This is a genomic window from Leptospira wolbachii serovar Codice str. CDC, assembly GCF_000332515.2.
Lineage (GTDB): Bacteria > Spirochaetota > Leptospiria > Leptospirales > Leptospiraceae > Leptospira_A > Leptospira_A wolbachii.
The window spans coordinates 919,037-930,672 of sequence record NZ_AOGZ02000014.1; the positions used below are offsets into that span (position 1 = coordinate 919,037).

The 11,636-nt window shown below is 39.4% G+C and carries 11 protein-coding genes; 3 read left to right on the top strand and 8 right to left on the bottom strand.

Annotated features, from left to right (window positions below):
* Positions 1-68 precede the first annotated feature (68 nt).
* Entirely contained in the window at positions 69-1,616 is a 1,548-nt protein-coding gene (locus tag LEP1GSC195_RS09765; protein ID WP_015681065.1) for a hypothetical protein, read from the top strand.
* On the opposite strand, the gene LEP1GSC195_RS09770 is transcribed toward LEP1GSC195_RS09765, so the two are convergent.
* From LEP1GSC195_RS09770 to LEP1GSC195_RS09805, 8 genes are read right to left on the bottom strand one after another with little or no spacing between them, the layout of a single operon-like run.
* Positions 1,613-2,110: an LIC_11959 family protein gene (locus LEP1GSC195_RS09770; RefSeq protein WP_015681552.1), complete on the bottom strand. Its 498-nt coding sequence runs from the start codon at positions 2,108-2,110 to the stop codon at positions 1,613-1,615. The two genes, LEP1GSC195_RS09765 and LEP1GSC195_RS09770, sit on opposite strands and share 4 nt — an antisense overlap.
* Positions 2,107-3,255 carry a HEAT repeat domain-containing protein gene (locus LEP1GSC195_RS09775; protein ID WP_232227754.1) on the bottom strand — a complete coding sequence of 383 codons (1,149 nt, stop codon included), beginning with the start codon at positions 3,253-3,255 and terminating at the stop codon, positions 2,107-2,109. Before LEP1GSC195_RS09775 ends, LEP1GSC195_RS09770 begins: the two co-directional genes overlap by 4 nt.
* Positions 3,170-3,637 (bottom strand): response regulator, encoded by a 468-nt coding sequence (locus LEP1GSC195_RS09780; protein WP_015682051.1) that lies wholly within the window; start codon positions 3,635-3,637, stop codon positions 3,170-3,172. The genes LEP1GSC195_RS09775 and LEP1GSC195_RS09780 overlap by 86 nt, the downstream gene beginning before the upstream one ends.
* A gap of 49 nt (positions 3,638-3,686) precedes the next feature.
* Positions 3,687-6,200, bottom strand: coding sequence for a glycogen/starch/alpha-glucan phosphorylase (locus LEP1GSC195_RS09785; RefSeq protein WP_015681908.1), 2,514 nt, complete (start codon positions 6,198-6,200; stop codon positions 3,687-3,689).
* A 52-nt stretch (positions 6,201-6,252) separates the two neighbouring features.
* On the bottom strand, positions 6,253-6,717 hold the full coding sequence (locus tag LEP1GSC195_RS09790) for a DUF192 domain-containing protein (protein ID WP_015682457.1): 465 nt from the start codon (positions 6,715-6,717) through the stop codon (positions 6,253-6,255).
* Positions 6,718-6,721: 4 nt separating this feature from the next.
* The gene (locus LEP1GSC195_RS09795; protein ID WP_015680657.1) at positions 6,722-7,492 is read right to left on the bottom strand and encodes an enoyl-CoA hydratase-related protein; all 771 of its coding nucleotides are present in this window, start codon (positions 7,490-7,492) and stop codon (positions 6,722-6,724) included.
* A gap of 11 nt (positions 7,493-7,503) precedes the next feature.
* Entirely contained in the window at positions 7,504-8,871 is a 1,368-nt protein-coding gene (locus tag LEP1GSC195_RS09800) for a PP2C family protein-serine/threonine phosphatase (RefSeq protein ID WP_015681153.1), read from the bottom strand.
* Positions 8,872-9,213, bottom strand: coding sequence for a hypothetical protein (locus tag LEP1GSC195_RS09805; RefSeq protein ID WP_015681680.1), 342 nt, complete (start codon positions 9,211-9,213; stop codon positions 8,872-8,874). It abuts the gene before it with no gap.
* A 19-nt stretch (positions 9,214-9,232) separates the two neighbouring features.
* Between LEP1GSC195_RS09805 and LEP1GSC195_RS09810 the strand changes: the two genes are divergently transcribed.
* Complete coding sequence (locus tag LEP1GSC195_RS09810) at positions 9,233-10,258, top strand: hypothetical protein (RefSeq protein WP_015682737.1); 1,026 nt, start codon at positions 9,233-9,235, stop codon at positions 10,256-10,258.
* Positions 10,218-11,546: a hypothetical protein gene (locus LEP1GSC195_RS09815; protein WP_015682177.1), complete on the top strand. Its 1,329-nt coding sequence runs from the start codon at positions 10,218-10,220 to the stop codon at positions 11,544-11,546. Before LEP1GSC195_RS09810 ends, LEP1GSC195_RS09815 begins: the two co-directional genes overlap by 41 nt.
* Positions 11,547-11,636: the final 90 nt, after the last annotated feature.

Below are 11,636 nucleotides of genomic sequence, written 5' to 3' on the forward strand. Positions count from 1 at the left end.
GGACTTAGGGCAAAAAAACGAAATTTTAAACCCCAATCCTGGTGGATTGGCAGAAATTTGGGATCATTTTGTGGATTTCTTTCGTACAGTCATTGTTTGCTGTAGAGAAAAAACCGGATCAAGTTTCGATCCCGGAACTTCTTAAGGCTGGTTTTCCTCCCCATTTGGTGGCAACCTGGAAAGAAAAATCCAAACAATCCCCAGAACAGTTCTTAGATTGGAAAAGGTCCCTGAAAGGAAAGGACGCTGCCCTGGTTTCGAAAGTTTGGAAAGAACAACAGATCACCTTGTATCCCACAAAACATCGATTTGCCGAAGATAGTTCCTCCAAACAAAAGGTAAAGTTCCCTCGGAATACAAAAGATCAAAAATCCAAAGAAACAACACCCAAGTCATTAGAGGGATCAGATTCACTTTATGAACTTTTTTTCGGAATGAGTTATCAAAATTTAGATGTTCGGTATTTGCCAAGGAAGGAAAAAAATCATTCCTCTGTGTTTCTCGGTGGGAGAGGAAAAGGGCAAATTTGGATTTTGGAAAAACGTGATGAAGAATTTTCTTACGGAGCCAATCTTACTTTCCAGCAGTTTCGATTTACCTCTGGGAACCGTTACAAACCCATTCCTCATTTTTATTTTGCAAAAGATCCTAACTTCTATTCCCAGTTGGAAAGAACCGGATCTCCCCTTCCCCAGCCTATACTACTTTCTCACTTTCTCGGATATAGATATCTCCTTGAAGGGAAGGAATACGAACTCGGAGTCTATCATGCCGATGCATTTTCTGCTTATCCTGGATTATATTTTGTATCACCAAGCAAATCTTATTCGGGAGTTTGGTCGGCGGGAGAAAATAAATCAAGTTTGTATGTCAATGATTCTTGGAATTCCAAAGACTTAGGAAACCATAGAGTTCAGTCAGAATCCATACTTAGTAAAAAAGAATCCGTCGGCTTTTTCTATTTAAAGTCCGAATCTCCCGAATCCAAATTCTTTTTAGATGCCACTGCTTACAGAGACTCACCCTTGTTATATGGAATGGTATCACCAGAGGAAGTTAGACCACAAATCCCACAGACATTAGGGTACACTCGTGGTAGTTTCAAACACTTCCTAGGTTTTGAGTATTTAAGTTCTATAGAAGGACATAAGTATGAAAGTGGAAGGTCAGGATTTTTCCCCTTCTTTCTTAGTGAATGGGGAAACCTACTCTATCGGTATAGAGAATACAATGAATCAGGGAACTACCAATACAATGAAATAGGCCGAGCTGCATTTTATGAATGGAGAAAGGAAAAAACTGTGGTGTCTTTTGGATTTGAATCTAGAGAGAATGGAGGCCAATGGGAAGGAAAAATTGCCATCCCCATAAATACAGGAAACTTGCTGGAATTCAGTGCTATCTTTCGAGAAGGCCAACCAAAAACCAGAGCTTGGTTCGAAAACTGGACCTATGCTACCGATTTTAATATCAACCTAACGGATAGACAAGAAATCATTAAACTGAAATGGGTGAGTCCCTTTATATCACTAAATGTAAGTTATTCGGAAAAAGAAAATGATCCAAATCCTATTTTATTTATCAACTTCCAATTATTACAAAAAATTGATCTTTAATAGAGGAGATCGTCTGTGCGTACTTCGATGTATTCTTTCAATTTGAATATAGGAACCGATTGCCTATCTATAAATTCTTTGGGCTCTGCTGGTAATTTTTTGGGAGTGGGAAGGGAAGAACGTTTTCCCCTCTCATCTACAGAATAGAAATAATAACCAATCCACTCTCCCTTCACCCGATAAGGATTTCCAGGAAACAAATCCTTTACAAAAAGTTCAGCATCCAAATCAAATTTATTTCTTCTATATCGGTAATGAATTTCATCCCCATTTAAGTCATAAAAAACAACAAAATCTCCTTGTTTCCCTTTATAAAACAACTTCCATTCTAAAGGAAAAGTTCCTGTTTTTTGAAATTCTGATTTTCCGTCTAAGATCCGTTTTTCGGAACGAGGGATAGGGCCTGTATAACGTCCATCTTCTTCGGACTGAAGAGGGATTACTGAAACAAAAAAGAAGGATAATAAAAATGATAGAAAGAACTTTAATTTCATTTGGGTTCTTCGTCTGGTTTTTCCTCTGTAGATTTTTCTTCCTCCACAGGACTGTCTTTTCCATTGATTTGGTCGATGGCTTTTTTTGCGGCCTTTTGCACCTTCGGACTGGGGTCGCGGTCTCGTTTGTATTCTAAAAGTTCCAGTGCTTTTGGATCTTTCAAACTGCCCATAAATTCAATGGCACGAAGTCTCACCATACTATCATCATCACGAGCAAATTCATTCAGTTCTTGGAATACTTCCTTATCACCCATAGTCACAAGAGCACCAATCGCATAAATCTTTAAAGATTGGGCTTTTTTAGCATCTAACTTTCCTGCCGTTTTCTTTAAGGAATCTAAAAGTTCGTATAACTTTGGTTTGGCATTTTCGGACTTTAACTTACCGAGTGTGTTCATCGAATAACAACGTAAAGTTGTGGGTTGGACCTCATCAAAAGCCACTTCCATAAGAGCCGATTCAGCATCGGCATACAAAACCGTTCCGAAGTATAGGGCAATTTGACCACGCATATCGGCGCTATTAAACTTTTCGCGAAACTTGGTTTCCAGAAAAGGAGCTGCCACCTTTCCATCGGGTAAGTCCGCCAAAGCAGTGATGTACAAACTAAGTGAATTACTATTCTTTGTAAAATCTTCTTTTTTTACTTTTTCAAGTAAGGGATTAGTTGCTTCCGCTAATTTCATTTTTTTTGCAGAGTTTACGGCTTGTTTTGCGACATCTTCGTTGGGATCTTCAAAAAAAGTAATGATGGTATCTTTGTTTTCTTTTAGGTCCAAATCACCAATGGTTTTTAAGAGGACAATTTTCATCCCCATATCTTTTTCTGATTTTAATTGTTCACCAATGAGTTCATAAAGTTCACCGGCATTCTCTTTAGGAAATCGAGTCAGTTCACCTAATGCTTGTTTTCTTTCCTGGCTTGTGCCATACCGAATGATTTTAGAAAGGACATCTTTCTTTTTGGAAATTTGTTCAGGAGTGAGTTCTTTCTCTTTCCCAAAAACTGGAGAAAGAGAAAGGAAAATCAGTAAGAGGAAGAGAGATTGGTTTTTTCTATTGCCCAGATTCCAATTCGATGATGCGACGGTTGAGAGCTTGGATGAGGTGTTGGTTTTCCAAATTCTGTCGAAACTTATCAAGTAGGTCTTTAATGTCTTTGGATAGTTCGTCAATGTTCCAAGGTTTTTCGACATACCGACTGAGTCCCCCGTTATTAATCGCATAGATTGCAGAATCAAGTCCAGCTTGACCGGTGAGAAGGATTTTGATCGCATCGGGAAGGCGATGGTGCACCTGCTCCAAAAACCGATCCCCTTTCATTCCTGGCATCACTTGGTCAGAAACAATCAATTCCACGATGTCGTTGCTACTGATAATTTCATCGATTAATGAAAGTGCTTCTTCACCACTATTTGCAGTCTCGATGATATGGGATTCGCCAAACCGAGCCAGAAGTTGTTCCGCAAGCGTTTCCAATACCGATACTTCATCATCGACACATATAATATAACCTTTACTCATTTGGGACCCTTTCCTTGGAACGATACAACCTTCGTTCTTTTATGTCGATTCAGTTTTGTGGCAATTTATAGATAGTTTTAGGAGGAACTGTGTCAAGAAGGGGGACCTTCCAGATGTCCTTGGCATACTCTCGAATGGTACGATCTGAGGAAAATTTCCCTGACCTTGCTACGTTTAAAATGGATTTTTTGGTCCAAGTGGTTTCGTCCAAATAATCCTTGGCCACAAGGTTTTGAGTCTCGTCATACGCATCAAAATCAGCCATCAAGAGATAATTGTCTGTATAATAGAGGCTATCATAGATGGGACCAAAAATACCAGGTTCCCCCATAGAAAATAAATTTTCACGGATCATGAGTAGAACTCGGTGGAGGTCTTCATTGCGACGAATGAAATCAGCAGGCTGGTATCCCGCTTCCTTCAAACGATAAACTTCTTCCGTGTGAAGGCCGAAGATATATATATTCTCTGCCCCCACCTCTTCCAAAATTTCCACATTGGCACCATCCAAAGTTCCAATGGTCAAAGCACCGTTTAACATAAATTTCATGTTGCTAGTTCCAGAAGCTTCCGTTCCAGCAGTGGAAATTTGTTCGGATAAATTACTTCCGGGGATAATTCTTTCGGCAAGGCTCACTCGGTAGTTTGGGAGGAACACTACCTTCAACCTGTCGGCAACGTCTGGATCCCGGTTGACCACCCAAGCTACATTATTAATTAACTTGATGATGAGTTTGGCCATGTAATATCCGGGGGCAGCTTTTCCCCCAAAAATTACTGTCCGTGGTGTGATCACACGAGATGGATTTTCTTTGATCCTTCTGTATAAAGCAATCACTCGCAGGATATTCAAAAGTTGGCGTTTGTATTCATGGAATCGTTTGATTTGCACATCCACCAAAGACTTTGGATCAATGGAAATTCCGGTTTCACTTTTAATGAGTTTAGCCAAATCATCTTTAGCAGTTTGTTTTACACTTCGCCAATCATTCTGGAAATCCGCATCATCCACAAAGGATTCTAATTTTTTTAATTTGTAAAGATCTGTTGTAAAATCATTTCCAATTCGTTTGGAGATGAGATTCGCCAAACTAGGGTTTGATTGGAGTAACCATCGACGTGGTGTAATTCCATTGGTTTTGTTATTAAATTTTTCAGGAAATACTTTGGTAAAGGCTTGGAAGATAGTTTTTTTGATAAGCTCTGAATGAAGTTCCGCCACACCATTCACTCGATACGAACCAATCACAGCCAAGTTCGCCATTCGAATTCTTTTTTCACGACCTTCCTCTATGATACTAACCTGTTGGATTTCCTCTTCTGATAGGACGCACCTGCTACGAACCTCTGACAAAAATCTATGATTGATTTCATATATGATTTCCAAATGCCTTGGAAGAAGTTTCTCAAAAAGTTCCACCCTCCAAGTTTCCAAAGCTTCTGGTAAAACCGTATGGTTGGTATAAGAAAAAACTTTTGTGACTACATCCCAAGCGGGTTCCCAGTCCATCTCTTCATTATCCAGAAAAATTCGCATGAGTTCGGCAATCCCAATGCTTGGATGGGTATCGTTCAATTGGATGGCAACGTAGTTTGGGAGTTCTTTTAAATTGTAAGTGGATTCACGAAATTGTGTGAGAATGTCTTGGAGAGAAGCACAAACCATAAAGTACTGTTGTTTGAGACGAAGCACTTTCCCTTGTTCGGTGGTATCATTCGGATACAATACTTTGGAAATGTTTTCTGATATGGATTTATCCTGCACAGCTTTCATATAGTCGCCATGATTAAAATAATCCAAGTTGAACTCTTCAGAAGACTTGGCAGCCCAAAGTCTGAGATAGTTCACCGTACTCGTGTTAAATCCTGGAATGGGATAATCATGTGCAGAAGCAAGGACAGTTTCATCAGGAACCCAATCATGTTGGATTTTTCCTTTTCCTGATACACGAGTTTCTGTATGACCAAAAAAACCAACAGAAAAGGAAATATCGGAACGAACCACTTCATAAGGAACTCCATCGGCATCCCAGTGGTCCGGCATTTCTAGTTGGCTTCCATTCGCAATGATTTGGTTGAAAATTCCATAATCGTAGCGAATCCCGTAACCAAACCCAGGAACATTGAGAGTGGCCATCGAATCCAAAAAACAAGCCGCAAGCCGCCCAAGCCCCCCGTTTCCAAGACCCGCATCGGTTTCAAATTCCAAAACGTCTGTTAGCTCAAAGCCAATTCCTCGAAGCATCACTTGGATGGTTTCGTATAATCCGAGATTGATGAGAGCATTCATGAGGGTGCGTCCCATAAGAAATTCTAAGGAAAAATAAAATACTCGTTTAGGATTTTCATTTCGGTAACGTTCGTGAGTGACATTCAATCGATCGATTAAGAAATCTCTAATGGTATGGCCAAGAGCTTTGTATATATCTTCGTTTTTAAGATTGAACCTGTTTTTACCAATGGTGTATTCTAGATGATGGGCAAATTGTTTTTCCATCGAAGCCAAGTCGGCTTTTTGTTCTTCTGATAAAAGGGTAATTAAACGAGGATTCGTGACAACCATGGGTTCAAATGGTATCGAAACCTCGTGAGAGATTCAAGTAAAAAGAAATTTTTTAATCGCGGGCACTGACCTTTCTTTCCAAAGTGAGGACCGCGTCTTTACCTATTTTGTGTTTTGCGAACCAACCTTGGTTGACTTCCAAAGCATACATCGCGGGTTTTCTTGCGTTGTAAACTTCCTCTGTTTGGTTTGGTTTCATATCGAATGATTCTAAAAGTCGCATATCTTCGGAAAAATAACCAATCGACAAAGGAATGAGAGTGTTCTTCATCCAAAAACTTAAAAAATCTGGGCGAGGGAAAACAAAAAGCATTCCTTCATCCTCACCAAGTTTTGTTCGGTACATAAGACCCGTGGCCCTTGTGGAAGGAGTGTTGGCAATTTCCAATTTTAAAGCACGATCAGCAACACTTCCAAATAGAATTTCTGGAGTGTTAGTTTGAGACGGAAAGGATTCTGCTTGTTTACAAACAGAAAAAGTCAAAAGAACAAGAAGAATGCCAATCCGTGTTTTCATAACATTAACCTTTGAAGTTTGGTTTTCTTTTTTCTAAAAAGGCAGAAAGACCTTCTTTGGTTTCTTCATCCGCAAACCGGCCACCAAAAAGTTGTTTTTCCCACTCCAAACCACCTTCCATATTTGTTTCCAATCCTTGGCGGATGGCAGTTTTTGCCGCCTTAATGGCGTTAGGTCCCCGAGATAGGATTGTGGTTATGGTTTTTTCGGATTCGTTTAAAAGTTCTGCAGGATCAGTGACTTTATTGATAAGTCCCAATCGGTATCCTTCTTCCGCAGAAATCATATCCCCAGATAAAATAAGTTCAGTAGCTCTTCCGACTCCTATGAGTCTAGGAAGTCTTTGTGAACCACCAAATCCTGGAAGTAAACCGAGTGTCACTTCAGGAAGGCCTAATTTAGCAGAAGCAACCGCATAACGGATATCACATGCCATAGCAAGTTCCATTCCCCCACCCAAACAAAATCCATTGATCGCAGCAATAGAAATGAGACCGGAAAGCTCCATCTTACGAAAAACAGTTTGGCCGAGTTCTGAAAAGGCCTGACCTTCTCTAACATTGAACTCTTTCATTTTGGCAATGTCGGCTCCGGCAACGAAGGCTTTCCCTTCACCAGTGAGAATGAATCCTCGAACGGATGAGTTTGATTCCAGCTCATCCACCATGGCACCAATCTCCGTGATGACTACATCGTTCAGTGCATTGAGGGCCTCTGGTCTTTTGATGGTGACAAGAGCAAAATTGGATTTAATTTGAATCTCTAAAAAAGACAAATGATTTCTCCTTATTCTTCTACTTCCAAGATTAGAAACATGGTGTCATCAGAAAAACTATCGAGTCCGTAGTTGGATTTTAACTCTGTAAGTAGGTTGATTTCAAGTTCTTTGATGTTTGCACTTTGTCTATGCCGATTGAGAAGTGCGAGGAGCCCTTCGGTCCCGAGACAATTTCCTTCCGAATCTGTGGATTCAATGAGCCCGTCGGTATAAATAAAAAAACGATCCCCTGGAGCTAAGGGCATCGTTTTTTCGGCTATGGGTGGAATTTTAATATTAAACCCAAGGATAGCCCCTTGGGTTTCCAACTCTTGGTAGTCTTCGTCTTTGTGCGCTAAAATTAAATAGGGATGACCAGCATTCCCTAATGTTAGTTTCTTCTCAATAAAATCAAAAAATAGATAAATTGCCGAAGCATGGTATTTGTTTAAATCATTTGCCAAACGGTCATCTAAATAATCCATAAGTTTGGCTGGTGCTGTTTTGAAACGATAGGGAATGGTGGAGACAAGTACCTTCATGATGGAGGCAACCATTGCTGATGAAATTCCGTGCCCAGCTACATCCGTTAAAAACACTCCCACGTTTCCTTCCCTGAGTTGTACAAAATCAAAAAAGTCTCCACCAATCACATTGGGACTTTTGCGATAATAAGTAAAAGCAAGACTGGGAATCTTGATATCCCCTGGGAAAAGGGCATCTTGTACTTTTTTTGCAAGCTCCAATTCATGTAACATAAATCTTTTTTCTTCGGACAGATTGTACATGTCTGTAGTGTCTTTTCTTTTATTGAGAACAAATACAGTGCCGAGAACTGCACTCCCCCAATATACCAATAATAAGAAATATTTACTAAAAAAAGAAAACTGATCGGATACATCAGAAGGAAGGTTGAAGATATAAATGATATGTAAGATAGAAAAATAAAATGCACTAAGGAAACAGGCCTTTGGATCAAGTCTTGTACTATACAAAAGGATGGGAAAAACAAAAGACATTAAATAGGAATTTAATAAATAGAAACTTCCAAGTGAGGGAAAGGAATGGATTCCCACCATAAAGACAAGATAAACGAGTCCATCTGCAACAAATCCACTGAAGTAAATGACTCTTTGAATCGGAACATTTTTGGTATAAAATTGCAAAAGTAAAATTAGCCGTGCAATGGATACACCAAGTAAATAAGGCAAAACTTGAACTCGAATTTCAGAAAATGGTGGAGCAATCAGCAAGGAATAAACAATGATATGTGTGATAAAAATATAATACGTATATTCTTTATCATAGCGAGCTTCTACTAACTTTAAAATTTCCCATTCTGATCTTGTAGGTTTTCGAAAGATTTCTTTGAAGTATAAATAAAAGGAACGTGTCAATCAGGGTTCTCCCCATACCAAAGTTTGGATCTCTGATCCATTTAAGGTGATGGTGAAAGGTTTTCCTGAATCCAAATACTTGTCCATTTGATTCGCAAGTTCGAATGCTTTTTTCTCATCCTCCATCCGAAAGAAAAAGGGATGAGAGAGAGCTTTGTAATTGTAGGGGAATCGTTCGGAAACTATGAGTGTCACTCGAAAATGGTCAGGTCTCCTTTCCATTACAATATGCGACACTTCTTTTCTAGTTAAAATACGCACATCGGGTCGTAAATTCCACGGGTTGATTTCAGCGAAAAGGATCCCTGGAAAAAAAAAGCATAGACCAACAAGTCCTTTCATATAGAAATACAATCGGCAAATGCGATCGAATCCTTACCTCATATCCTTACTTCCTTTCCTTTTTTGGGCCTGTACACCCAATTCGTTTTCGATTCCAAAAAACCCTTACGCAGAATGGGCTAAAGAAAGTATAGGTTTACAATCGAAGTATCTCCCTCCCTTACAAGGAACATGGAATACGCGAGTGTATCCATTGGATTCTAAACGATTGGATTCCTTAATTGCCATCAATACCATTGATGGGATTAGTGACGTTCCGGCACCAACGAAGGATTTGTCCCCTTGGAAATTAGAACTAGATCAAATCTATAAAACATTGCCGCAAGAAGTGAATGCACTGACTGATACTCTCGTTTATGGAATCTACTTTGTGACAAACTTAGGTTCAACAGGACTTACGGGAATCGTTCGTGATGAGTCTGGCAAACCTATTGGTGGGATCATCTATTTAGATTCTGATTTATTGAATGAGGGTGGAAATGATTGGGCATCAAAAAAAGAATCCACAGCCTTTCTTCCATCCAAAGAACATTCTATCAATATTCATTTGGACGATACCAACTCCAAAGAAACTGCCATTCGTTTCATCATATTACATGAGTTAGGTCATATTGTATCCATTGTCAAGGGCCATGCTCCTGATTTTTCGGAAACACAAAGAGACTTTCGAAATTTTCCTCTTTTTGAAGGGATTTGGTGGTCCGAAACCTATTCTCCTTACGAAGCCACTTTTTTTCCCGAAAGAAACAAAATCAAATTTTACCAAAAAACTCCTACCATCGCTTTATTTCCTGAAGGTAAATTTCTTTATAAAAAATTAACTAATACACAGTTTGTTTCGTTATATGCAGCAACAAATGCAGACGATACCTATGCCGAAGCCTTTGCCCAATACGTTCATGTCTTTTTACTTGGGAGAGAATACAAAGTAATCCTAACTTCAAAGGGATATTCGGAAACTCTATTACAAGATCCGATTCGAAAGGAAGGAGGCAGAAGATTTCGTGATTTATTCCAAAACATTTTTTACCCTCCAAAACCTTAGTTTACTATTGGGGTTGGCCCTTTTTTCCTTCCCTTTAGAAGCGCAAACAAAGACAGAAGAACCAAAACCAATCATCATTGAAACAAATACAGAGATTGTATCAGACTTTCTTTGGCGAGGGAACTCGTTTGCAGGAGAGGGGCAGAGTCGAAGGAATGGTGCGGCCTACCAAAGTTTTACTTATGCCCCAGCCCTCCAACCTTCCATCAATGTTTGGTCCCCCGAAAAAAAATTTCAATTTTCTCTTTTTGGAAATTTTCAACTAACAAATAGAGGCGATCGTGATTCAGACCGTCGCCTATTCCAATCCAGTCCTGGAGGTGTGGGTCCTTCCTATTTGGGAGAAGAGGCAAAATTCTATGATCCGTATAGCCAAGATCCCTGTGTTCGTTCCCTTCATGATCGCCTCTCCACTGGAAGTGAAGGATCAAATCCTTGCCAGGGTTACAGCCCCAACCAAGGATTTGGTCCCAAAAATGAACCAAATGGCAATAAACGGGCCGATGGAATGTTCTTTTCTATGAGTTATCATTTTGATCCCAGCCAATTTGGTGATTTTGCTGTTGGGATTTGGTTTTATAATACATTTCAAAAAACACCAAATTCCTTATTTAACCCAAACACTCAAAAACAAAACCTTTATGCATCAGGAGGACCGAATAACACGTTCAATGCGAACAATCCAGATGCAATCAGTCGATTGGTTTGGCACGAATATTTTTTACATTGGAAACTTCCTTTTTTAAAAATGGTAAAACCAACCATCTCCTATTACACACAATATTCTACAGAGAACGGGGGGCTCTTTGCCGGAAAAAATTATCTTTCCCTTAGTGGATCCTATACCTTTCGAGAAGATCAATTCTTTCGAATTATGCCTCATTTCAATCTTGGTTATGCCATGGGAAACAATGCTGTGGACAATCGAAACGGAATCCAGGACATCACCACTTCCACATCTTTTTTCTTTGGAGATTTTTTTATTAAATTTGCCCATATCTTTCGACCCGACTTGTACCTTTGGGATACAAATCATTATTATGGATATGCTGGAGGCGATCCGAACAAAGCACATTGGAACCGTAGCTCTGAAGATGGGAAGGTAACAAATCCTTCTCGTATTTATGGTGCGTACAACACCTCAATTCTAAATTCCATCGAACAAGTCAACACTGGGAATTCCCTAGGTGATTCCATCGTCAAAACTTGGCTAAGAGAAACTTATACCTTACAAAAAATTCCTTCCCATTTATTTTATGTTAGTTTAGGATATTCCAAAGTTTTTTAAATCAATTCTAACGAAGTCAGATTTTTATACTTTAATATTAGGAAAGACTTGACTTACGAGCTGCGTTGAATATATTTCCGTCCACCTCTA

What these genes read in the sequence shown, in the direction of transcription:
- LEP1GSC195_RS09790 (WP_015682457.1), bottom strand. Translation starts at nt 6,717, where the DNA reads ATGAAAACACGGATTGGCATTCTTCTTGTTCTTTTGACTTTTTCTGTT.
- LEP1GSC195_RS09770 (WP_015681552.1), bottom strand. Translation starts at nt 2,110, where the DNA reads ATGAAATTAAAGTTCTTTCTATCATTTTTATTATCCTTCTTTTTTGTT.
- LEP1GSC195_RS09785 (WP_015681908.1), bottom strand. Translation starts at nt 6,200, where the DNA reads ATGGTTGTCACGAATCCTCGTTTAATTACCCTTTTATCAGAAGAACAA.
- LEP1GSC195_RS09810 (WP_015682737.1), top strand. Translation starts at nt 9,233, where the DNA reads ATGCGATCGAATCCTTACCTCATATCCTTACTTCCTTTCCTTTTTTGG.
- LEP1GSC195_RS09780 (WP_015682051.1), bottom strand. Translation starts at nt 3,637, where the DNA reads ATGAGTAAAGGTTATATTATATGTGTCGATGATGAAGTATCGGTATTG.
- LEP1GSC195_RS09805 (WP_015681680.1), bottom strand. Translation starts at nt 9,213, where the DNA reads ATGAAAGGACTTGTTGGTCTATGCTTTTTTTTTCCAGGGATCCTTTTC.